We start from the raw sequence: 22960 nt of genomic DNA, 5'->3' as shown, positions 1-22960 counted from the left end.
ATCGAGTTTCGAAATATTTATCTACCCTTTTTTCACATTTTTTTGTTTTTTTGAAATTGTCCTTCTTTTGTGGAGCAACCTCATTATAATCTTTTCTGTCCCTCCCCTCGAACCGTTTACCGTCAAACGGAATAGGGAATATAGAAAGGGGTTTATGGCAAATCACCCTTTGACATAACCCGGACCCCATTGTGTATACTATAAAAGTTCACCATTTACACAGAAAGGATGTTTTTGCTTTGAATTACATACTAGGAAACAGTGCAGTAGGAAAAATCATGGACTTCGATTGGAATACACTTCTTATGAAGATCGGCATCGGAGCCATCCAAATCATCGCCATCTGGATCGCTTTTCTTGTAATCAAAGGGGCTGCCAATAAAATCATCACGCGCGCCTTTGATCGCTACAGTAAAAGGAATGATGTGTCGACCGGACGGGCCCAGACCCTCCAGAGTCTCACGAAGAATATCATCGGTTATGTTCTTATTTTTATCTTTTTTGTTACCATCCTTCAGATTTTCGGCATTCAAGTGACCGCGATCCTCGCTGGGGCTGGAATTGTCGGTTTAGCCGTCGGATTCGGTGCACAGGGTCTCGTGAGCGATATCGTGACGGGATTCTTCATTCTATTGGAGAAACAGGTCGATGTCGGTGACTATGTGACAACTGGCGGATTCGATGGGATCGTGGAAGAAGTCGGGTTGAGGACAACCCATATAAGGGGATTCGATGGTACCCTCAATTATGTACCGAATCGTGAAATATCAAGCGTCAGCAATCACTCGCGCGGCAATATGCGTGCCCTTGTCGATATCGGCATCTCCTATGATGACAATATTGATGAAGCCATCGTGATCATGCAGGATGTGTGCGACAGGCTGGCGGCAGAAGACGAAAATATCGTTGAAGGTCCGAATGTGGTCGGCGTCCAGAACCTCGGTGACTCGGATGTTGTCCTGAGGGTCCTCTGCAAAACGAAGAATATGGAGCAATGGGGAGTCGAAAGAAAAATACGCAAAGGGATCAAAGAAGCCTTCGATCGCCACGGCATCGACATCCCATTCCCTCATCAGGTCTTCATCGAGAAAAAAGAACAGTAAGCAAAAAGCGAAGGGATCATTCCCCTTCGCTTTTTTGATCTTCATTTATTCCTGCGGTTTTTGGCATCGAGCAGCCTTTTCATCCTGTCAGGATCATGATGGACTTGCGGTTTCGGTTTAAGTTTCGGCTTGGCTGAAGGCTCCGGTTCATCCTGCATGACAGGCACGGGTTCCTCGCGTCTTGAATGTGTATCATCCAAGACTTTTGCTGGCCTTCTTCTCGTTGTTTCCGGTCCATTATTCTTCTGAACCTTCCTCCCGAATTTTTCTCCGACTGTGGCTAAGGCAACAGGCAAACCAAATCGTCTAAGAGCGACCTCCGCAAAGAAGAGCAGGAATGCTAAGAGAATAAGGAATGTCCGAATGGACTGTTCATTATACGGTCGATCGTTCATAGATCTGAACGCGTCTATTCCCGAATCGTACGTCTTTCCTCCGGTCTCCTTTACAATGCCTTCCACTGTCCTGACTGATCCCCCCTGATAAGAATACTCCTCTGAATACGGGACGGCAAAGCCGGTTTCATACGCCTGATTCAGGGCTTGATCTCCGATGCTCATGCTGTACACCCCTGGCGATAGCCTCTCATCGAATTCCACTTCGTGAACGCCCGGTGAAAGGATCCTTGAGGTGGCTTCTACCTGCTTCCCATCCTCAGCCAACACAGAGACTGTCAAAGGCATGGTCCCGCTATCAGGCGAAGTGAGAAGGAGCTTTGTCTTCTCACCACTTCCGTCCAACTCGATGGAATAGGGACTAGATTGAATACTTGGGAACGAACGTGTAACCAATTGGTTGATGAACTCCGGCCAGCCTTTCCATGATGCAAAATCGCCCGCCCACTGCCCCTTTGTGTCAGAGGTGAAGGCAAAGGTGGTTCCCAGTCCATACCTCCATGTGGCGAGAATAGGGTCTTTCTTGTCGCTTGCCAATTCCACCTGTGCAGAATCCTTAGAACTGGTGGCGATGTAGGCATTCATTCGAGGCATACCGCTCTCGAAAAGCTTTTGCCATTTGCTCGATTGAATGGTGGGGTAGAAAGGCTGATCTTCTATATAGGTCCTTGTCGTGATCACGGTCTCCCTGGTGAGGATGCTTGGAATGACCGATGCATCCACCACATCGTAAAATCGGCCATTCCCTATCTGTGAGAGATCCTCCAAGAGATACCTGTCTGCATCTGAACCGATGGCCACTGTGGAAAGGGTGACCCCCTTCGATAACCCACCTTCGATCAGGGTATCATAATCGCCCCCTGCCGCCGACTGCCCATCTGTCAGGAGGATGATATGCTTCCTCTTCAGCGGCCTGTCTTGCAGGCTCACATACGCTTCTTCAAGAGAAGGATAGATGTTCGTTCCCCCACCCGGTGAAATGGTACGTATTTTCTCTTCCGCTTTTTTCCGGTCTTTGATCGGTTCGGTCGGGACGATCTCCCACGGCCGGTCATCGAATGCGAGTACCCCCAGCGTGTCTTTCTCCCTTAAGAGGGAAACAGTCCTCGCAGCAGCTTCCTTCGCAAGGGAAAGCTTCTGTCCATCCATGCTCCCCGAGCGATCGATGACGAGGACCAGTCCCAGTGAAGGAAGTTCTTTTTTCCCTTTGACCTCCATGTCTACGGGCAACAGCTTCTCAATCGGTGTCTTGAAGTAACCACCCAGAGCAAAGCTTTCATCCCCGCCAAACATGATGAAACCCCTTCCGAATTCCTTCACGGCTTGCTCCATCAGGTTCATCTTCTCTTCAGGTATATCCGTGGCAGCGACATTGTCAAATAAAATCGTTTGATAATCAAGATAGGAGCTGAGTTTGTCGGGAAGCTGTGAGGATTGAAGTGCCTCGACCCTGAATCCCGCAGACTTCAACTGTTCCTCCAACCTACTCTTCTTCCCGTCATCATGGACAAGGAGAACGAGGGGATCCCCTTCGGCCCTCGCTATGGAACTCAGCTGGTTATTCTCCGGTCTTGCATCCGTATCCGAGTAGATCTCTGCTCGATAAACGAGCATTCCTGTCTCGTCAACAGTATGTTGGAACTCGAATTCATTGTTGCCCTCTTGAACCTTGACCTGCTTTCTAGCAATCTTATTCCCGTTAAGGTCAAGCTGCAGGTCGACGCTTGTCTGGGTGGTACTGTGGAGTGTGACACTCACAGTCGCCTCCTCCCCTTTATATTGTAAGGCAGGGGAGTTGACGGATGTCACGGCTACGTCGTCTTGCCCATTGGAAGGACGCTTCACCCAATCTACCTCGATTCCATTGTCCTTCAGTTTAGGGATGATATCCTCGCCCGCTCCGAGGGTTTCGATTCCATCGCTATAGAGGACGATCCTTCCCCCATTGGATGAGCCCAATAGATTCGATGCATACTCGAGGCCGTTCTGAATATTCGTTTCGTCTTCTCCGACCTCCCCAGAGAACCCGGGGACTTCACTTTCCTTGGAAGAAAGACTTTGTTCAAGTGCTGCACCCTTGGCAAATGACACGATACCGTAGGCATCAGTTTCTTTTTTCTTCGTAACCTGATCTTCGATGGCAACCATCATGTCATCAGCGCTATCGTTGATTGATGCAGAACGATCAGCAAGGAATATCACATTCTTCCCTTTTTGGGGCAGTGTCAGATAAGGATCCGTCAAGGCCGTTATCAACAGCAGAAACGTCAGGCACCTGATGATCATGATCATCCGCTTCTCTTTGTTGAACCTTCCTCGCTTAACATACAGATACAGGACAGCGATAACAGGGAGAACCAGTAAAAACCATAATGGCTCATGAATGTTGATTCCCACGTCTATACACCTCCCACTCTATGAATAAGAAAAGGACGGCAAGCGCCAGAAACCAGGAAGTGATGGAAGAAGGAGCGCTTTTTCCTTCCACACCCTTTCCACTCACGGTGAACGATTCCCCTTTTCCAATCATCTTTTCTCTATCATCAATGCTTACAGAAAAATACTTCACATCCTCACCACGAACAGCCTGGTAGATTCCCGGTTCGATTGGTGCAGTGAAGGTGGTGCCCATTTTCCACTCACCGATGTAATCCTGGTTCATGCTGTAGAGATCCCATGTACCCTCTGTCTGGAGGGTCCGTCTTTCACCCGGCAGGAAGTTTCCGATCACCTGCTGATTATCACCCAGGTAATGGTAGACATTATATAAAAAAATCGGAAAGCCTGGGTATAGTGGAAAATCTGAATCCTTCACCTGAAAATTCATCAGGACCATTTTTTTGCCTTTGATTTCACCGGCTTGCAGGAGGGGAACACGATCTTGCTCCGCAATCGTTGAAAGTCCGGAGATGTTGTGGTCCATCGCTTTTTCTACAAAGATTTTTTCAACGTCGGCATAGCGAAGCAAGGGATGATCCGTCTTTGAAGAGACCGTACCCCCTATCTTCCTTCCCTTTTCTGCTTCATCCGGGACGATCAGGACCGGCAACCCGGTTTGTTCTGCATCCTTTGAGGAGGCGATTAGGATTCCATTATCATCAAGGATGGATGCTTCTTCCACTGTATTCACATCCATTCCCAATGCCTGAAATCCTTTGATGATGAACGGATTGATGTCTCCCATCGCATAAATTACAGGAGATGAACTCATATTAAGAGCCGTCATGACATTATCATCATGAAAATCATCGTCCACACGGATCTCAGCGGAATACGTTTCTTCCAGGGGAAAACCTGATAGTGGGATGGTGACGTCTTCCCCGGAGGGAATGGTCACAGCATCCTGATGCACGACGGTCGATCCCCCATGGATGATCAGCGTCCCCTTCCGGTCTTCACCACCTTGATTTGAAATGGTTACAACACCTTCCATCTTTCCCCCGTTCTCCTTGATTCCAAAGCTTTTCATACTAATATTGACGGGATTCTCGATCATCTTGTGTACCGTGACCGTGGCATCCGTTCGAAGGTCTTTAAACATGTTTTTTGTACCAGCATCACTGAATAAATGAACGTCCCCGGCTCCTGCAATGGCAAGTGCCATCTGAATGGCCTTCTGCATATCCTCGTGATCATTTGTCATTTCGAGCTCATTCAATGCTTTCAAAGACGTCCGTTTATTCTCCTCTTCGGATATCACTGTCGTAATATTCTTACCCACGCCAAGGATCGTCACGGGGCCTCCAGCTTTCTCAATTACACCCTCTGCTCCCTTCTTGGCAAGATCAAACTGGGTGACTCCACCTTCCACCGCTTTCATGGAAGTGGATGTATCCATGAGGATGACGGTATGACCCGTGGTCCCTGAAAAGCTGGTCAGATAGGGTTTCATCAGAGAAAAGATTAGCAAGGTCAGAATTAGAAGCTGCAGGAACAGCAAGAGATTCCGCTGAAGTTTATGGAACCAGGGTGATGATTGCCACTCGTTCATCGCTTGATTCCACAATAGATTCGATGATACGACTTTCATGTCGTACCGCTTCCTGAAGAAGTACATGAGGACAACAGCGATCAGAAACAGCCCCATCAGGGCATAGAATGGATATTGAATGCCCATGCCCTCACCTCACCATTCCGGACATCTTCAGATCCTTCAGCACCATTTCATTGACCGGCTGTGAAGAAATGAGGTTCCTATATGTAAAGCCATAGCGCTTGCACTCCCGTTCGATTGCCTCGTTGTGCGAATGAAGGGTTTCAAGGTAGCGATCGATGACAGAATGCTGAAAAGATACATCAATCTCTTCACCCCGCTCACTGTCCTTCAGCTTCCAGTCACCCGTATAGGGTGGGGAAATCTCGTCTTCATGGAGGAGTTGGATGAAATATACCCTTTCCTTCTTGGAAGAAAGCCACTTCAACGCTTCGTATATTTCTGACAGAGGTTCAAGCGCATCCGTGATCAATATCGTGACAGAGCTCTTTGACCGCTGCCTCCCTTTCAGGGAACGCATGAACGGTGTTCGACTATCCCTTTCACCTGGATCGTTCTGCACATTTCCCATGGAGTGCAGGATTCCCTTCGCATCCCGCGTCCCCTTCTTCTTCAACGGAACTGCCTGTTGTCCCACCAAATGGAGGCTCAGACGGTCATCGGAGGAGAGGATCATATAAGCAAGGGATGCCGTGAGCTCCGTCGCCCGCTCCCACTTTACGGACTCGGTTCTCATTGATTCAGTACAATCCAGGTATAAGCTGATAGATACTTCCCGCTCATCCAGATATCGCTTCACATATACCTTTTCTGTCCTTGCATAGACGTTCCAATCAATCTGCCTCACATCGTCACCAAGTTCATACATCTGATAGTCCGAGAATTCAAGTGAACTCCCGTGCCGGGTCGATGTCCTGGCGCCTTTATGCTGACCGGTGCTGATCCGTGAAGGGTTTAACCGATGCCTCTTGAGTTGTGATAGGAATTGCGGACTTAACATGGGCTTCAAGAGCCTGCTCCCCTTTTGATGAGGTCCATCAGGATCTCATCTTCTTTCACATTCATTGCCTCCGCCTCGAAGTTCAATGAAATCCGATGCCTGAGCACCGGGATGGCCGTCTGCTTGATGTCTCCGATGGAAACGTGATATCTCCCGCTGACCAATGCTCGTGCCTTCGCCATCAGGATGAGGTTTTGAAGCCCACGCGGCCCGCTTCCATATTCGATATACTGCTTGACGAGCTCTGACGAAGATTCCCGATCAGGGTGTGTCGACTCCACAAGTAAAATGGCAAAGTCCAATACTTCATCGCCGACCATGATTTCTTTTACCAGCCTTTGTATAGCCAGCAGCTCGGCCCGGTCCATGACGGATTGCAAGTGGATTTCTTCTGTCCCCGTGGTTCGTCGGACGATTTCCTTCAACTCCGCTTTTTGAGGATGGGGAACAAGTAATTTGCACATAAAGCGGTCCATTTGAGCCTCAGGTAGTGGGTATGTACCTTCTAGATCAATGGGATTTTGCGTAGCGAGAACGAAGAATGGCTTCTCAAGCTTTATCGTCTCTCCCACTACCGTCACCGTTTGTTCGGCCATCGCTTCAAGGAGGGCACTTTGTGTCTTCGGTGTGGATCGGTTGATTTCATCTGCAAGGACCAAATGATGAAAGAGCGGACCTCTATGAAAGGTGAATGGTTCATCCTTGTCATGGCTCATCACCATGGTCCCTGTAATATCCGTCGGCATCAAATCCGGTGTGAACTGGACCCGTGAAAAACTGAGTTCCATGACGTCGGATAAGGAGCGCACAAGCATAGTCTTCCCGAGACCCGGAAGCCCTTCCAGTAGGGCATGGCCCCCGGCCAGGATCGTCAATAAAAGCGTGTCGATAATATCCTTCTGGCCGACGATATAACGGCCGACCTCTCTTTTTACCTGTTCAATCTTTTCTATGGCTTGTTTATAGGCCAGTTCTTTATCTGCTGCGTCCACCCTTTTCACTCTCCCGGATCAATTTCACTAAAATAGGATTCCACCACAGATTCCAAGTCTTTAGGGATTGTCTGTCGGTCTTCACCTTTGCGATAGGAGGAATAGTAGTCCTGGTACACTTCCTCATATGACCGTACAGAACCCCTTTTGACAGGGCCGTCAGAAGAGAATTGTTCGCCCTTCATTCCCCTGTTAAGCTTGCCTGAATCAGTCTCTGTGTTGGTCTTCCCTTCCATTCGTTCTGGTATCGTCAAAAGATCTCTTGATCCCTGACCCAATCCTGCACCCTTTCCAGAACCGGAGCCACTGCCGCTCCCTGTGCCATTTCCGGTTCCGTTACCATTTCCACTTCCATTTGCTCCTCCACTGCCTTTTCCACTCCCGTTTCCTGCCCCACTTCCATTTCCAGGAGCATTTGAGCCGCTTCCAGAAGACGGATCTTTGGGCTCCTGATCCGATCCCGGATCGGATTGGGTACCACTCTGTTCCTGTGGTGGCTGTGAATCACCCGTATCCGCAAGATTCATGCTTTCAAGGTCTTTGTCATCAAGGTCCGCGGCCAGGTCCGCGGCTTCCTTGGCTAGATTTTCACTCCATTTTGCGAGTGCTTGTGAATCCTTGTCAGCCCCTTCAGCCGCCTTCAATGCGTCTGAGAGTGTCTTTTCCGGATCACTTCCAAGTTGTTTTTTGAGCTGTTCAAGCTGTTCATCGCTCAATGCTTTCACTTCTTTACTCAGTGCTTTTTGGTCGAAGTTTTTCAGAGCTTTCGCCACTCCGTCCGCCTTCGATTGTTTGGCGATCTTCTTGAACCGTTCTAACTCACGCAGTGAAAGATCCGCCTTCTGTTTTTTAAGGTTGTTTTCTTTTACCTTTTTCATAATGGCTTTTTGGCGCTCCACTGGGTCCTTTTCTTTTTTGATTTCCTGAAGCTCCTTTGCCAACTCTTTTTTCTTAACAGAATCTTTTATTGCTTCTTGTTCTAGACGCTTATCCGATTCTTTTGTGATCTCACTCTTTTTTTTCAATTCTGCTGCCGTTTCGAATGATGCGTGACCCTGGGTCAGGATCAGGGCAGATCCCCCATAGAGGAGGAGGGCAGCAATCGCCAATCGGGTGTGGAACGACCAGTATCGGCGGTCTTGTACCTTCTCTGCATGTCTGTTCATGGCATCAAGGGCATCCCGCAGGACAAGAGGAAGCAACGGATGATTGCCCTCAAGCTCCGCATTGGCCGTGCTGATGGTGTTCTCACCTTCTGCCTCATCATATATCTTTACGCTTTGCTCAAAGGTCGCCCTCCTTCTGTAGAGGTGAATCACCATGCCAAAAATCAGCAGGATCCACACCCCCGACAAGTAAGTCTTCCAGAATGGGAAGGGACGGATCCATACAGCCGCTGTTATAAGCAGTGCAGGGATACTTGAACCGAACACGGTCCATTGCACTTGTTCGATGAACTGTGCATACCGCAGTTTCTTTCTTAATCGGCTCAGGTTTCGAAGGAATTTCACTTTCCCTTCCATCGGCTTACCCCCTTGCCCGGGTCTTCATCCGAGGACGTAATTTCCTGATGCTTCCGAACAAAGCAAGGATGGCCAGGATGCTGTACGTGATGATAAAGGATATCCACAATGGGAATGAGATGCCCGTCAAGGAAAGGATTTCATCCATCATACCGGGTTCGAAATGACTATAGAGAACAATGCCCGGGTTGAACATGGCCATGAAGTAAGCGATCGGGTTTGTCGCTTGTGTACCGTTACTCGAAACGCCTGTAAGCGCCATGGTGAGGGCAAACAGGAAAAGTGATCCTCCTACGAGGAACAAGACGCTTCCGTATGCCGTTACCATGGAGACAATCGTTTTCCGGATGATCGTGGAGAAAAAGATCCCGAATGACCCGAAAACGAATACAAGGAAAAGGCTGTAGCCGAAGATCATGAGTACATCCGTCGGTGCAACCCCTCCGAATAAGAACACGAAACTGTATATCGGAAGGCTCGACAAGATGAGCAGTAGCAGATAGGAAACCGATGACACCAATTTACTCAGGATGATGCTTGTGGAGCTTTGTTCAGTTGTGAGCAGCATGCTCAGCGTCTGTTTCTCCCTTTCTCCCGATATTAATCCCCCGGTAAGGCCGGGTGTGATGAATAGGACCAGAATGACCTGCAGGAACGATAGAATCATGAACATCGTCCTGCTTTCGTTCGGACGGAAGTATCCGTTCATGGACATCCGGCTTTGAAAGTAGATGAAACCGATCACAACAATACTGATGGCCATGAGGTAGCATAGGATCCCGATGAATGATTTGAATGACCGGAACCGAAGCTTGAACTCCTTATTCAGCATCGGATTGATGAACAGTTGCTTCATGACGGCTTCACCCCTTTCGTGATCTCCATGAAGACATCTTCAAGATCCGTTTCCGTCTCCTTGAAGCTGACGACCGCGACCCCATTCAATATGGCCAATCGGAGCAGCTCGGCCTGCTGCACTTCGGAACCTTTATAGAGGAATTTGATTGTCTTTTTCTCTTCATCCATTTCAAGGCTCGATAGATTCGGATCATCTTCAAAGAAAGAGGCAGCCGATTCAAGCATCCCCCTTACCTTCACCTCGATGATTTTTTCCGCCTCCAATTGCTGCTGGATGTCTGCGACGGAGCCATGCGCCACTAGCTTCCCATTATCGATAACGCCAATTTCATCACACATCTCGGCAAGTTCAGGAAGGATATGTGATGAGATAAGGATGGTTTTGCCCATTTTCTTCAACTCTCTTAAAATCTCACGCATCTCGATCCTTGCCCTCGGGTCCAGCCCGGAAGCCGGTTCATCGAGAATCAGCACTTCAGGATCATGGATGAGGCACCTGGCAAGGCATAGCCTCTGCTTCATCCCCCTGGAGAGTTCATCCACATAGGAATCCTTTTTATGAGTAAGATTCACAAGTTCCAGCAGCTGCGGAATGAGGGCCTCCCTCTCATCGGCCGGTATCTTGTAGCTCGCACCATAAAAGTCGAGGTATTCCTCTGCCTTCAACTGATCATAAACCCCGAAGAAATCCGGCATATATCCGATTTGACGCCTGACCAACTTCGGTTCTTCACATACATCAAAGCCATTCACTGTCGCCCTTCCCGAAGTCGGTGCAAGAAGGGTTGCCAGAATGGAAAATGTTGTAGACTTCCCTGCCCCGTTCTGACCGACAAAACCAAATACCGTCCCTTTTCCGATACTCAGGGTAAGTCCGTCCAGCGCTTGAAAGGAGCCATATGATTTTGATAGGTTCATAAGTTCAATCATTGTTTTGCTTCTCCTTTCAGTGCGATTTTCGGAAGTTGGGTAAAGGTGTCACCCTGGGTGGATTTCACCAATTTAATGACAATCTCCCCATCTTCATTCAAATAATCCGTCAAACGATCCTTCACTTCGAACGTATTGGCTGATTGTTCTTCCAGTTTCTTTTCCTTCCCATTAGAGGGTGCAATCATGGCGAACTCAAGCGGCGTTTCTGGATATTGCCTGATGCTCAATGAATTCAGTGAAATGTCGGAGTCCTTCATTTGTTCAGGCAATTTAAGGATCATTTCATACGTGCCATCTTCAATTTCCATTTCTCCGGATCCACCCCATGAGTAGTTATCGATGATCTTTCCGTCAATCGGTTTGACCTCTATATCAAGCTGCTCATTCTTAAGTGAAAACGGTCCGTTGAAATCCCCCAAGGATGGAATGGATTGATAGACAAGGGAAAGATTCTCTTTCTTGGGCTTTCGATCCTTCATGGTTACATCCACGACCCCGTCCTTTGTGTAGCCGAAGATGACTGGTCGATTTCCCGACGTTCCATCTTCCATCAGCAAGGAGGCAACTTGTTCAAGGGATTGTTTTCTCTGATCATCCAAACCTTGCTGACCTGTAAATGAAGGTGGAATGGCATTATTGCTGACCGGACTGGAGAGATAGTCAACAGAGACCTTTTGATCCACTTCGAGGGACTGCCCCGCTTTCACGCTTCCAAGGGAATAAGTGCGTGTTCCAGACCAGAGATACACTTCTTCGAAGTCATACGGGAAGTCATTGCCTATGCTTCCTTTCAGAGTCTTATTTTCCAGTGTGAGTCCTGGGGTGAATGAACCTGCATCACTCTTGTAGGCATCCCCCATAACCGTCCTTGTGGACCAGTACTCTACATCTCTCAGCGTCGTATCCGTCGTATTCCTTGTCACTTCGTCCAGGGCGTACTTGTATTGATCGAATTCAGGTGCGTTCATGCTGTTATTCGCATACAGCTCGAGATTATGCCCGGCACTGAGGGTATAGTCACCACTCGAGTTGGAGAAGAATGTGAACGCTGATATCCCTTGAACGGCACCTTTTCCATCCGCTTCAAGGATACTCATCTGATTCATGTGTGGCTTCGTCACGCGGTCTTTAGCCCCCGTAAGGAAAATCCCGAGAGACAGAAGGATAGACACCGTAGGGATGATCCACCACGACTGCTCCCGTTTATCCAACTTACGGAGCAGGAAGTAGAGGACAGGGATCACCAGGATCAGATAGACTGCAACCACCAGGATGAGGGTGCTGACCTTGAATTGATTGGAAGGGAACAGTTCATTGACCATGCCCATCTCATAATAGAAGCCTTGCGCTCTTCCCCCCATGTTATAGAAGTTGGTGCTATATTTGGTTTTTGAATAAAACTCATTGATCCATGGAGTAAAGCCCGCCCAGTCATTCAGCCGGGAATCACTCAATAAGAAGGGTGTCTGCCAGACTTCACCTCGTCCCACGGATTTCTTTGCAAGGAGAGGTGATTTCTTCTCTCCGATCACTGCCTCAGCCTCTTGGGTCAGTTCACCTTCGACGGCGGGTAGCGTTTTGAAATTCACTTTGAGATTCTCCTGGGTTTCCAGGAAAGACAGGTCTGAAAGAGTCTGTTCTCCGCCCACCTTTAGGGGAGCGATATCAGCCAGTGGACCCAGGGTCTTCTGGGCATTCACGTCACTTCCAATGAGTACCGTGCCTCCTTTATCCACCCAGCGATTGAAGGCGTCCAGTTGTTTCTTAGAAAATACCGATAGATCAAACCCATCGATCACGATGAAATCGAACATCTGAAGACCCGTGGCATCTCCCGGGAAATTTTTCTCTGAAAGATTCAACACTTCCACTTTGTTGCCGTTGACCTGACTGGCTTTCAATGATTTCAAGCGATCGGCGTCTTTGCTCAATACACCGATCGAAGCATAGTCCATATAAATAAAACTTGGATTCAGCCGCTTATCACCGGTGAACTTCACTTCCTTTCCGGAATTCCAATCTCCTTGGAATAAGTGAATGGTCTCCTTTGACGTGTTACCCCTCAAAGGATCTCCAAACCCCGGAATGGTTAAGGAAAACGTGCGGGTTTCACCGGGCGGGAGGTCGATGGACAACACTCTCCCCCCTCCGGTTTCATAGGATTGAGCGTAATCAAAGACGATATCCCCCTTGAAGTGATCGGCTCCATTCTGCACGGTAACGGTGATCGGGAATCCCCGCTCTTCCTTGACCTTTCCATCAATTCCTTCGTCCACGGTGATCTTAATGCCTTCAGCTGCGGATGATGTGGTTGGAAATAACGGGAATAAACAAAAACATAATAGAATCAGTGCAATCGATTTGGTCACATTCTTCATGACCCATTCCCCCTCTCTTTCTCTCTATATGGTTTAGACGTAACACGCGATAAAAAGTTTCTCTTCTTTCTACTATCATCTGAAATATTTTCCATCGCGCCGATTCCTACCTGAAGGAACTGGTCAAACCCAAAGAGGTTGGGTTTATACCGTTGATGGTTCCCGTGCAAGACTTCGCATTCCGCGGGTCGCCCGTGAGTCACATCGGCAAGCCTGCAGGGTGCTACTCTTCTCGCAAGAGTCTTCGTCTTGTACTCGAATCAACCGATAGAAACAAGTAACGATAAATGATCATGAAATAAATAAAAAACCCGAATTCATTGTCGGCAAATGAATTCGGGTTTCACTATGATTAGAACACGTCTGTCCCAGCTTTTTTGCATTCCTATCAGAGGGATTGTGCAAATCGCAGGAGATACCCATCGGGATCTTGCACAAGGAACTCCTGTTGCCGGAACCATTCATCCCCGGCAGCATATTCGGAGACGAACGGTTCCCTGAACAACGGAATCCCTTTCTTTTTCAATCTTTTGAAGATCGGTTCGATTGAATCCACCGTGATTTGAAGGTTCATCCCCCTTCCGAATGGCGGGACCAACTCACCTGTCTCCCAATGACCGTTCACTTCCTCGAGCATGAGGGATGCCTTTCCCATCGACAAGTAAACAAAGCCTTCATCCTGTCGTTCATAAACGATGTGAAAGCCGAGCAGCTCCGTATAGAAAGTTGTAGATACGGATGCATCCCTGACAGAAAGTTCAGGAACGAGTACGGGGCCCTCCAGACTTTTCATCGCGAGGATTTCATCATTTGAACCTTTTTTCATAGCTGTCCTATATAGCCGGTCATGAGATTAATGGCATGATCAATTGCTTTTTCATCGGGATCAAGCTTCGCATGGTGAAGTCCGTATGGAGATCCAACACCGAGCCAGAACATGAACCCGGGAATTTCTTTCAGCATGTAACCGAAATCTTCGCCTGTCATGGCCTCTTTGCAAATGATGGCTTCGGTTTTACCGCTCTCCTCAATATAATCCAGGAAATCTTGTGTGCATGCCGGGTCATTATACACCTGATGATACATGCTTCCATAATCGACATCAATGGAACAATCGTAGGTTGTCTCAATTCCCTTGATGAGTGCCTCAAGCTTCGCCTTGACCTTTACCATGGAGGCTTCAGAGAGTGTCCTGATCGTTCCTTCAAGACAGGCGTTCTCTGCAATGATGTTTTGAACGGTTCCCGCCTCCATCTTGCCGATCGTGATGACGGCACTGTCCAGCGGGTCGACATTCCGAGAGACGATTCCTTGCATCTGCGTGACAAAAGCCGAAGCCGCCACGATCATGTCTTTCGTTTGATGGGGGTAGGCGGCATGCCCCCCCTTCCCTTTGAAGGTCAGGAACAGCTCGGACGTATTGGCGAAAAGAAGACCAGGCTTCAGTGCAATGGCCCCTACCTCATACTCCGGTGCGATATGGAGGGCAAAAATCACATCGGGTTTCCACTCCTTCATCTCATCACTGCGAAGCATCGGTTCCGCTCCCCCAGGACCTTCTTCAGCCGGTTGGAAGATGAAGAGAAGATCGTCCTTTATGGGATGATGAACAAAATGAGTCAGGATGCCGAGTCCGATGGCCATGTGGAAGTCATGTCCGCATGCGTGCATACGACCTTCATGACGGGACGGGAACGGCAGTCCCGTTTGTTCCGTGATGGGCAATCCATCGATATCCGCACGGAAACCGATCGTCTTAGACGGCTCGGTCCCGCGGACTTTGACAAACAATCCTGTCTTCCACTGCTTAAGTTCATACCGATCCCTTGGGAGGGACGAAATGTAGTCCATAAGGTATTTCTGAGTCTTGAATTCCTGGAATCCAAGCTCCGGGATCTGATGAAGATCACGCCTGATCATTTTGAAATCGACAGTTGACATTATATTCCCTCCTTACAAGAAAGAACAGACGAAAAATCGTCCGTTCTCTTTTGAATCAGAGCTGTCTGAGCTCTTGTTTAATTTCTGTTTTAGATTTTGTTTTGGCGTCGATATCTTTCAGCTTCTTCGCCGGTGAACCTGCCACCACCGTATATGGTTCAACATCTTTCACCACGATCGCTCCAGCAGCGACAACAGCGCCTTTTCCTACGGTCACACCTTCAAGCACGACGGCATTCGCCCCGATCACGACGTCATCTTCAATGACAACCGGCTTCGCGGATGGCGGCTCGATCACTCCTGCAAGAACGGCCCCTGCCCCTATATGGCAGTTCTTTCCTACCGTTGCACGTCCTCCGAGGACAACATTCATGTCGATCATCGTACCCTCTCCGATGACTGATCCGATATTGATCACGGCTCCCATCATGATGACGGCATTGTCACCGATCTCTACTTGATCACGGATGAACGCTCCCGGTTCGATACGGGCTTTGATCCCTTTCATATCAAGAAGTGGGATCGCTGAATTCCGGCGGTCATTTTCCACTACATAATCTTCTATGTATTCTTTGTGCTCTTCAAGTACCCCGGCAAGCTCACTCCATTCGCCGAATACAACCCCGCTGTCACCATTCAGGAATGTTTGTGACGATTCCCCGAAGTTGATCCCTTCGAGTTTCCCTTTCACATATACCTTTACAGGTGTTGACTTGGTACTATTTTGAATGAACGAAATAATCTCATTGGCATCCATCATTTTCATCTTAATCCCTCCATTATAAGCAGTAAATTCAGAGTTCTTGAATTACTTTATCATGATAAAGAACGTAACACAACCCGTACCTACCGGTTTTCAATGAGAAAATCGTCCACTACTTCCAGAAACGCCCCAACCTGACGGAGCTGGAAGGCCGACTCATAGCCGAGCAGCCACGTATCGCGATGAATAAAACCACCCATCTCATCCTTTAAAGGAATTTTGAAGATGTCCTGTTCCATTCCCGTCAAGGTGATGGCCGGGAGAATGGCATAGCCGATCCCGTTCAGTGTCATCTGTTTGCATGTTTCGATCTGATCGACGACGATGGTTCGTTTCGGCGTGGTCTGAAAATGCTTCAGCCACCATTCCTGGATTTCTTGAAAGTAATTGGAATCGCTTTTGAACTGGATGAAGGGACGATCCGTCTTCATGACATCTTCGATGGATTGTATTTCCCGGTCGACAAGGAACAGCGGATCCTCAAAAAGATGGTGCTTTTTCCCTTTCCAATCAGGCGTCCCCCTGATGATACCGATATGGACCTCATTATCATAAATGGCCTTCAGGATTTCACTACTCCATCCGGTGATCAGGGAAATCTTCGCATGAGGATAGGTTTCCACAAATCGTTTCAGCACTTTCGGAAGCCAGTTTTGTCCCACAATTGAAGCGCATGCGATTTTAAGGGTCCCATGAACCTCCGATTCGAGTGCATGGATCTTTTCCCGGACGGATTCTTCTTTTTGGAGAACGTCTTCTGCAAGCTTCACAATCAACTCGCCTGCTGGTGTCAGGGAGAGGCCCTTCTGTGAGCGAAGAAAAATTTTGGTGCCCCAGTCCTTCTCCATATTCTGCAGCCTCTGAGAAAGGGCAGGCTGAGATACAAAGAGCCTTTCGGCCGCTTTCCGCATATTCATCTCATGTGCCAAAACCTGGAGCAGCTGAAATTCAGAAAAAGCCATCTCTTCACCACATTCATAAGTTTTTCTTATATTATAACGTATTTTTGATTCATTTACATAATACACTCATGAATTTGGGCAAAAGAAAAGACCGGGGGAACCCCGATCTTCGAATCATCACGCTGAATGAATCATTTGATATATATGTTTTTTTAGCTCCTTCAGCACGACACGGCGGGTCATGATGCCCTCAAAGTGCCCTTCACTGGATACAACACATAAAAACGGCTGATCGATCAGCAGATTGAAGGCTTCCTTGAACGTTGAATCGATGGAGATAGTGGAAAGATCCGTCGACATGACACTCTCGACTTTCCTTTCTTCGAGGTTCTCAAATTCGAAGCGCTCCAATCCAAGGATATTATCGGTAATCAACCTGGAGCTGATGAGGCCGTGAAGGCGGAAGGAGGGATCCAGGACAGGAATAGATGAATAGCCGCTCCTAGTCAACAACAAAAGTGCGTGCTCAAGTGAATTACCTACTTGGACATGTGCCACTTTCTCTGACGGAATGATGTACTCTTTTATACTTGTTTCAAGTAACTCTTTACTGCTTAAAGAAATCATGTACAACCCCTCAATTTTTTAAAAATGCATTCCTTACCATTTTAACATACTGGAAGAAAAATGTATGAATCAAATTGTAAGCCTTTTCTACATATTATTTTTCACGAACGAACCATGCAAATTGGAAGATCGCCGGATTGTGGGAATCGGAGGAAAAGAAAACCGTTCATCATAGCTGAAGGAAGAAGAGCGGAGTGTGGATATGAAAAAAGATAACCCGTCAGGTTACCTTTCCAACATATTTATTCTTGAACTGCTTCTTGCAGTAGCTCAAAAATCTCGATAGCCGTAATGTCTATATTATCGAAAGGGTATGTACTCCCATTCTCTTTCATTACTTCGATTTCAAAGGTATCCTGCTTTGGAAGGTATCGTACCTCACAGATTTTTTTTCCATTGTATTCAAAGTATCGTTGTTGTGTTTCTCCTTGTTCCCCTTGTTCTTGCAGAGACTTTAGTCTTTGTATAATTCCAAGAAGCTGAGACATATCAGGTCTCTCCTTTCCTGTTCTAATTCTTTGTCATAGCTTTTGCATTGTAACAGATTCTATCCTGCAAAATCTAATGATACGCCCTGTTAGACAATGAGTTTTTATCACGCATGTCCAAAAGGTCTCTCTAAGTTAACCACTAATCCGGTCCATATTCAATAAATAATTTTATCCACCATATAAGACCTCTTGATTTACACGGGTACTTGCTTCTTGTAAAATGGGTTCACATTACCCGAGAGAGAGGATGATCAGAGTGAAGACTGTCACTTTATATACTCAACCCGAGTGCCCCCCTTGCGAAATCGTGAAATTATACTTAAAAGAACAGCAAATTCCCTACATAGAGGTGAACATCAAAGAAGAACCAAACGCCCGATCCTATATGCTGAACGTGTTGAAAAGCTATTCTACACCAACCGTTACGGTGGACGATCAGGTGATTAAAGGATTTCAGATGGAGGAGTTGGCTCAAGCCCTGGATCTCTCCTAAACAGTATTCTATGTCAACACGACCATCCCTTTTCTTCCCCCCGACCTTTCCTTAAAACACTGAAAAAGAGATTGGGACAACACAATAAAGGTCATGGCGAACAATATCAGTATGGCTTCTTTATACCGCTCATGATTTCCGTGCAAGACTACGCTTTCCGCGGGTAGCCCGTGAGCCTCCTCGGCAAGCCTGCGGGGTCTCACATCAGCTACTCTTCCCGCAGGAGTCTTCGTCTTGCACTCCAATCAACCGCTAGGAACAAGTAAATAATAATGGACATGAAACACATCAAAAACCCGAACGATCTCAGGCAAGATCGTTCGGATTTTACTATGACTTAAACACTCTTGTCCCAACCCCATTTTCTTTAACTCCCTTTTATTCCTGACGGAAGTTCATATGAGATAGAAGAGATTTTCCACTTTCCATCAGTAAAGGATAGTTTGACTACCTCTTCCCCTTGAACCGTGGAAACAGGTCCTTCCTCATCTCCTGATCGTACTTCCCATATGTACCAATGCCCATCATCAAATGCAGCCTTTGTTTCTTTATCAAATGTAAAGAAAGGAATATAGTAAGAGGCAAAATCCGATCCGAATGCACTATACCCATCGCCTTCTTGATAAAGGTTTTCTTCCATGAACCCCTTCACCTGTTCATCCGTGAAATAATCTGAAAGCATCGCTTCTATGTCAGCCTTTCCCCTCGGCTTTTCACTTAAAGAACGTTGAACCTCAAACGCATCTTCCACCAGGGTGACAGCCTGTTTTCCGTCCAATTGATCTACAGTCGTTCCAATTGCCGTGGCCTGTGTGCCAACGGTCAAACTCAACCCAAGGACAAGCGTCAGGATCAACCAGTATTTTCTCACCATATGCCATTCCTCCTTGTATGTATGGTACAAACCTTTTGTCCATTGTCTGACAATTGCTTATTTCTTGTTTTCCCGCTCCCCCGCCATTTAAACATAGAAAAGCGGAGGCGGGTCATTCTGAGGCGACAAGCATAAGACAAGACACACGGAAAGGCGTTCTTTGCCTTCTGAATCAGCACGGCTTATGAACTCGATCCCCAACCCGCCAACAAGGCTTCATCTAAAAATACAAGAGTTCCAACCTTTCCGACTCCACCAAAAATAAAACCCACCGAAAGGCGTCCCTGGCCTTCTTGATGGGTTTTAACTCAGGATCATCAAAACCATGATCAACCGTAATACAGAATGATCTGGTACACAATAAATGCCGTGATCAGAACCGTGGCGATCGCAATCGTCACAAATACCGGGTTCAGCAGGATTGGATGTGCCTTCACTGATTCTTGGACATCGGAATCAAATCCGTTGTCCTTCCCCGATTTCGTCTGCCCCGTCACCCTGAACGTATAGTAAAGAGCGTAACCAGCAAGCCCCACACATAAAAAAGACAAAACCCAAACATAAACACTCACCGAAAGCCCCCCTTTCATCATCTTCCCATAACTTCCCCAGAAAAAAGAATGGGTATACAAGAAAAGCGGAAGGGGCTCGCCCTGAGGCGACAAGCATAAGACAAGAACTCTGGAAAGGCGTCCTGTGCCTTTTTGGAGTTCTTGTCTTATGACCTCGAGCCTCAAGCCCCTGGAGCTGGACATGAAGAAAAGCGCAAGGGACTTGCCCTGAGGCGACATGCATAAGACAAGAGAACCGGAAAGGCGTCCTGTGCCTTTTTGGAGTTCTTGTCTTATGACCTCGAGCCTCAAGCCCCTGGAGCTGGACATGAAGAAAAGCGGAAGGGGCTCGCCCTGAGGCGACAAGCATAAGACAAGAACTCTGGAAAGGCGTCCTGTGCCTTTTTGGAGTTCTTGTCTTATGATCTCGAGCCTCAAGCCCCTGGAGCTGGACATGAAGAAAAGCGCAAGGGGATCAAAAAGGAAAAAGCTCCCGGTCAACGACCGAGAGCGGATGATTCTTCAAATGGATCAATAAAGCAGGCTGTCTTCTTCAAAAAGAAACTCGTAGGATAAGTCCATGAATAGATAATGTTCATTACCGAGAGGAAAGGAAAACGTCCTGATGGATTCGCCGGAATCGATATCAGAATACATATCGGAGAGAAGTCCTTTTTTATCCATCCTCATCCGGATGATATTCTCGAGAAAGTAAGGACGCCAGCTCCAGTTTTTACCGATATAGGAACGGTCCTTCGCCCAGGTGCCTGACACCTTCAAGACGTTGCTGCTCACTTGGAACCCTACTTCGTTGCAAATATAAAGACGGAAGGCTTTGTCGGAAAAATGGTTAGCCAGTTCCATGAGGATGCCGTCGAAATCACCGATTTCTTTCTTGATCCTCAGGAGCTCACTGCCCGTGTCTTTATGTAAAAGATCGGCAAGGTCGTACCCTGCATTGAGGTGCTTGGTTTCGTATCTGATAAAATCACCGTACTTTTGTTTCAGTTTCGGCTTAAGGATATCCGGATCAAGGAAGGTGCTCGACTCCTTGTGAAGGTAGTCCCCTTGATAGAATCGCCCTCCGCTTAGCCAGGCGAATTGAAGCTGGTAATTGATCTCGATTCCTTCATATAGCAAGGATGCCCCAATTTTCCTTGCAAGGACTGATAGGCTGTATAAAATGTCCTTGTACACTTTATTACCTGCATCATTTCTTAGCTGATAAAGGTTGACCCTGAGGATATCAGGTGAGAAGAAGGATAGTTTTTCGAGCTGACCGCCGTTCTCAGCAATATTGTTCATGGAGATTTTGATTCCATAGGTTTTGTAGTAGACGAGCAAATGAACCAATTGTTCAAAATCCCCTGTATAGGCATATTCTGATAGTCCAAGGACAATCCTGTCAAGGGAGAAGCCCCGCTCTTCATATTGCTGAAGGAGCTGCAGGAATGATTCGCCGTGATCAAGCATCAGGAGGCGGGCATCGCGGTGAAGGAAAACGAGTCCCTCCTCTTTTTCATCCAGATATCGTTCGAGTGCAGAGGAAGCAATATGATCGGCGACCTCCACTTTATATTCATCCGGGATTTCATGATCCTCAAAGAAACCTTCGAGACATATTGCAGTCCCGTCCGCCTCAAGGAGCCTCCCCCAGACTTCATACCCAGCGATACGATGACCATCAGCGCTGAAAATCGGCTTAAAGTATGGGATGATTTGTTCTTTGTTGGATAATACGTCCATTGAGTCCATCTCTATCTCCCCCAAAACAATCAGTGTATGTATGCATAATTATAACACAGTATTCATTATGATTTGTATCCATTCCCCTCGTCAACTTTGACATCATCCTTCATAGAACGGTTCATCAGGCATGAGCGGGATCTTAACAGTCACAACGTCAAATATCCCGGGGCTTCCATACCCCGGGTACATACTGCATTTTATTGATTCTTTTTAAAACGGGAAGGGATTAAGCCATTGGCCCCCATCCATTGTCACGCATTCTCCATTAATATAGGCTGCCTGTTCCGAAGAAAGAAAATAGGCCAGCCCTGCAATTTCTTCAGGAGTTCCCAACCTTTTGAGAGGAACGCTGTTCAGCGTCCGTTTGGCTGCTTCTTCCGATTCCCAGAGCTTGTCTGCTCCGCCTGTCCGTTCGATTGGACCCGGTGCGATGGCATTTGTTCTGATGCCATACTTATGTCCCCACTCGACAGCCAGGGTCCTTGTCAATGACAGTACTCCTGCTTTGGCAGCAGCAGAATGGGCAACCCCGGCACCCGCTCCCCATGCGTAGGTAGCGACGATATTGATGATGGATCCTTTCTTCCCTTCTCCGATCCAATGATTCCCAACCGCATGTGAGCACAGGAAGGTACCATTCAGAACGATATCGATTACCGACTTCCAGCCATTGGCCGACAGTTTTTCAACCGGACAGATGAAATTCCCTGCAGCATTATTGATCAAGACATCCACCTGACCAAAAGAGCCCAGACAATGAGCAAGCATGGCTTTTACGTGTTCTTCTTCCCTCACGTCCATCTGGAAGATCTCAACGTTCCCTTTCAGTTGTGAGAATTCTTCTTGGACAGCTTCCAAGCGCTCTTTGTTCCTCCCGGTCACCAAGACATCTGCTCCCTCTTCAAGAAACTTCTTCGCCATGTATTTCCCCATGCCGTTAGATCCACCCGTCACGATTACGACCTGTTTCTCCTCCAGCTTGATCTCCCCCTCCACATATGAATGAATACTCACTCATTATAGTACCATACTCTCGTCACCCTTTGCATTCACTTTCAGATTTTTCAAACACTATAGGGCAAAATAAAAAAGGCTGACGCGTCAGCCTTGATCATATATCCTGATTATTGACGATGGCTTCATGAATCTGTGCCAAAGCCTTGATTATGGTTTTATTCCTCTTGTAACCCTTCAATTCGAACGTGACGTCATGATAAGTTGCAATCACCCGGCCTAGAGATCGAGGAGCTTTAAAGCCGAACACGTATAGCTTTATCGTTCCTTTTTCGGTAGGGAGAAAGAGAACTTCCATTTCTTTTGTCTTTTTCATCGTCCCTCTCCTTTTCAACAAACAGCCTTTATCTGATTGGGGAATGTTCCCTTCCACTAACAT

The 22960-nt window shown here is 47.4% G+C and carries 21 protein-coding genes; 2 read left to right on the top strand and 19 right to left on the bottom strand.

The genetic code is table 11. The features are described 5' to 3' along the window. Positions 1-278: 278 nt before the first annotated feature. Positions 279-1103: a mechanosensitive ion channel family protein gene (locus K6T23_RS09165; RefSeq protein ID WP_056538608.1), complete on the top strand. Its 825-nt coding sequence runs from the start codon at positions 279-281 to the stop codon at positions 1101-1103. Between the two features lie 41 nt (positions 1104-1144). Here the strand turns inward: K6T23_RS09165 and K6T23_RS09160 are convergent, their stop codons facing one another. The 14 genes from K6T23_RS09160 to K6T23_RS09095 all read right to left on the bottom strand — a co-directional run bounded on the left by K6T23_RS09160 (position 1145) and on the right by K6T23_RS09095 (position 17897). Then, on the bottom strand, positions 1145-3895 hold the full coding sequence (locus K6T23_RS09160; protein WP_238284201.1) for a VWA domain-containing protein: 2751 nt from the start codon (positions 3893-3895) through the stop codon (positions 1145-1147). Next, entirely contained in the window at positions 3876-5615 is a 1740-nt protein-coding gene (locus tag K6T23_RS09155; protein ID WP_056537563.1) for a vWA domain-containing protein, read from the bottom strand. The genes K6T23_RS09160 and K6T23_RS09155 overlap by 20 nt, the downstream gene beginning before the upstream one ends. 4 nt (positions 5616-5619) lie before the next feature. After that, complete coding sequence (locus K6T23_RS09150) at positions 5620-6492, bottom strand: DUF58 domain-containing protein (protein WP_238284406.1); 873 nt, start codon at positions 6490-6492, stop codon at positions 5620-5622. Between the two features lie 5 nt (positions 6493-6497). After that, the gene (locus K6T23_RS09145; protein ID WP_238284200.1) at positions 6498-7484 is read right to left on the bottom strand and encodes an AAA family ATPase; all 987 of its coding nucleotides are present in this window, start codon (positions 7482-7484) and stop codon (positions 6498-6500) included. 5 nt (positions 7485-7489) lie between these two features. Then, positions 7490-9007, bottom strand: coding sequence for a DUF8809 domain-containing protein (locus K6T23_RS09140; protein WP_238284199.1), 1518 nt, complete (start codon positions 9005-9007; stop codon positions 7490-7492). 4 nt (positions 9008-9011) lie between these two features. Beyond that, positions 9012-9863, bottom strand: coding sequence for an ABC transporter permease (locus K6T23_RS09135; RefSeq protein WP_238284198.1), 852 nt, complete (start codon positions 9861-9863; stop codon positions 9012-9014). Next, complete coding sequence (locus K6T23_RS09130) at positions 9860-10795, bottom strand: ABC transporter ATP-binding protein (RefSeq protein WP_056537578.1); 936 nt, start codon at positions 10793-10795, stop codon at positions 9860-9862. The genes K6T23_RS09135 and K6T23_RS09130 overlap by 4 nt, the downstream gene beginning before the upstream one ends. Further along, positions 10792-13176 (bottom strand): DUF8725 domain-containing protein, encoded by a 2385-nt coding sequence (locus K6T23_RS09125; protein WP_238284197.1) that lies wholly within the window; start codon positions 13174-13176, stop codon positions 10792-10794. The genes K6T23_RS09130 and K6T23_RS09125 overlap by 4 nt, the downstream gene beginning before the upstream one ends. A gap of 388 nt (positions 13177-13564) precedes the next feature. After that, complete coding sequence (locus tag K6T23_RS09120; protein WP_238284196.1) at positions 13565-13969, bottom strand: bleomycin resistance protein; 405 nt, start codon at positions 13967-13969, stop codon at positions 13565-13567. 29 nt (positions 13970-13998) lie between these two features. Beyond that, on the bottom strand, positions 13999-15117 hold the full coding sequence (locus K6T23_RS09115; protein ID WP_238284195.1) for an N-acetyldiaminopimelate deacetylase: 1119 nt from the start codon (positions 15115-15117) through the stop codon (positions 13999-14001). A 55-nt stretch (positions 15118-15172) separates the two neighbouring features. Continuing rightward, a complete protein-coding gene (dapD, locus tag K6T23_RS09110) occupies positions 15173-15883 on the bottom strand; it encodes a 2,3,4,5-tetrahydropyridine-2,6-dicarboxylate N-acetyltransferase (RefSeq protein WP_053427452.1) in 711 nt (236 codons plus the stop codon). 80 nt (positions 15884-15963) lie between these two features. Continuing rightward, positions 15964-16842: a transcriptional regulator CcpC gene (locus K6T23_RS09105; protein ID WP_048004220.1), complete on the bottom strand. Its 879-nt coding sequence runs from the start codon at positions 16840-16842 to the stop codon at positions 15964-15966. A gap of 117 nt (positions 16843-16959) precedes the next feature. Continuing rightward, positions 16960-17409, bottom strand: a complete 450-nt coding sequence (gene cbpB, locus K6T23_RS09100; protein ID WP_238284194.1) for a cyclic-di-AMP-binding protein CbpB — start codon at positions 17407-17409, stop codon at positions 16960-16962. A 242-nt stretch (positions 17410-17651) separates the two neighbouring features. Beyond that, positions 17652-17897, bottom strand: a complete 246-nt coding sequence (locus tag K6T23_RS09095; RefSeq protein ID WP_053427455.1) for a YkuJ family protein — start codon at positions 17895-17897, stop codon at positions 17652-17654. A gap of 223 nt (positions 17898-18120) precedes the next feature. On the opposite strand from K6T23_RS09095, the gene K6T23_RS09090 reads away from it, so the two are divergent. After that, positions 18121-18393 carry a glutaredoxin domain-containing protein gene (locus K6T23_RS09090; protein ID WP_309300046.1) on the top strand — a complete coding sequence of 91 codons (273 nt, stop codon included), beginning with the start codon at positions 18121-18123 and terminating at the stop codon, positions 18391-18393. A 367-nt stretch (positions 18394-18760) separates the two neighbouring features. On the opposite strand, the gene K6T23_RS09085 is transcribed toward K6T23_RS09090, so the two are convergent. The 5 genes from K6T23_RS09085 to K6T23_RS09065 form a co-directional block, all read right to left on the bottom strand. Next, positions 18761-19267, bottom strand: coding sequence for a DUF3993 domain-containing protein (locus K6T23_RS09085; protein WP_238284192.1), 507 nt, complete (start codon positions 19265-19267; stop codon positions 18761-18763). 329 nt (positions 19268-19596) lie between these two features. After that, a complete protein-coding gene (locus K6T23_RS09080) occupies positions 19597-19839 on the bottom strand; it encodes a hypothetical protein (protein ID WP_148985411.1) in 243 nt (80 codons plus the stop codon). Between the two features lie 510 nt (positions 19840-20349). Further along, on the bottom strand, positions 20350-21573 hold the full coding sequence (locus tag K6T23_RS09075; RefSeq protein ID WP_238284191.1) for an EAL-associated domain-containing protein: 1224 nt from the start codon (positions 21571-21573) through the stop codon (positions 20350-20352). A 204-nt stretch (positions 21574-21777) separates the two neighbouring features. Then, on the bottom strand, positions 21778-22545 hold the full coding sequence (gene fadH / locus K6T23_RS09070; protein WP_079515878.1) for a 2,4-dienoyl-CoA reductase: 768 nt from the start codon (positions 22543-22545) through the stop codon (positions 21778-21780). A 133-nt stretch (positions 22546-22678) separates the two neighbouring features. Continuing rightward, complete coding sequence (locus tag K6T23_RS09065; RefSeq protein ID WP_079515877.1) at positions 22679-22897, bottom strand: hypothetical protein; 219 nt, start codon at positions 22895-22897, stop codon at positions 22679-22681. Positions 22898-22960: the final 63 nt, after the last annotated feature.

The sequence above is a fragment of the Rossellomorea marisflavi genome (assembly GCF_022170785.1).
GTDB classification, from domain to species: domain Bacteria; phylum Bacillota; class Bacilli; order Bacillales; family Bacillaceae_B; genus Rossellomorea; species Rossellomorea marisflavi_B.
The sequence above is the reverse complement of the archived record's forward strand: the minus strand, read 5'-3'. Positions and strand labels throughout refer to the sequence as shown.

Coding starts and splice junctions, on each gene's coding strand:
- K6T23_RS09165 (WP_056538608.1), top strand. CDS start 279: ATGGACTTCGATTGGAATACACTTCTTATGAAGATCGGCATCGGAGCC.
- K6T23_RS09155 (WP_056537563.1), bottom strand. CDS start 5,615: ATGGGCATTCAATATCCATTCTATGCCCTGATGGGGCTGTTTCTGATC.
- K6T23_RS09150 (WP_238284406.1), bottom strand. CDS start 6,492: ATGTTAAGTCCGCAATTCCTATCACAACTCAAGAGGCATCGGTTAAAC.
- K6T23_RS09140 (WP_238284199.1), bottom strand. CDS start 9,007: ATGGAAGGGAAAGTGAAATTCCTTCGAAACCTGAGCCGATTAAGAAAG.
- K6T23_RS09135 (WP_238284198.1), bottom strand. CDS start 9,863: ATGAAGCAACTGTTCATCAATCCGATGCTGAATAAGGAGTTCAAGCTT.
- K6T23_RS09130 (WP_056537578.1), bottom strand. CDS start 10,795: ATGATTGAACTTATGAACCTATCAAAATCATATGGCTCCTTTCAAGCG.
- K6T23_RS09125 (WP_238284197.1), bottom strand. CDS start 13,176: ATGAAGAATGTGACCAAATCGATTGCACTGATTCTATTATGTTTTTGT.
- K6T23_RS09120 (WP_238284196.1), bottom strand. CDS start 13,969: ATGAAAAGTCTGGAGGGCCCCGTACTCGTTCCTGAACTTTCTGTCAGG.
- K6T23_RS09115 (WP_238284195.1), bottom strand. CDS start 15,117: ATGTCAACTGTCGATTTCAAAATGATCAGGCGTGATCTTCATCAGATC.
- dapD (WP_053427452.1), bottom strand. CDS start 15,883: ATGAAAATGATGGATGCCAATGAGATTATTTCGTTCATTCAAAATAGT.
- K6T23_RS09105 (WP_048004220.1), bottom strand. CDS start 16,842: ATGGCTTTTTCTGAATTTCAGCTGCTCCAGGTTTTGGCACATGAGATG.
- cbpB (WP_238284194.1), bottom strand. CDS start 17,409: ATGATTTCTTTAAGCAGTAAAGAGTTACTTGAAACAAGTATAAAAGAG.
- K6T23_RS09095 (WP_053427455.1), bottom strand. CDS start 17,897: ATGTCTCAGCTTCTTGGAATTATACAAAGACTAAAGTCTCTGCAAGAA.
- K6T23_RS09090 (WP_309300046.1), top strand. CDS start 18,121: ATGGGTTCACATTACCCGAGAGAGAGGATGATCAGAGTGAAGACTGTC.
- K6T23_RS09085 (WP_238284192.1), bottom strand. CDS start 19,267: ATGGTGAGAAAATACTGGTTGATCCTGACGCTTGTCCTTGGGTTGAGT.
- K6T23_RS09075 (WP_238284191.1), bottom strand. CDS start 21,573: ATGGACTCAATGGACGTATTATCCAACAAAGAACAAATCATCCCATAC.
- K6T23_RS09065 (WP_079515877.1), bottom strand. CDS start 22,897: ATGAAAAAGACAAAAGAAATGGAAGTTCTCTTTCTCCCTACCGAAAAA.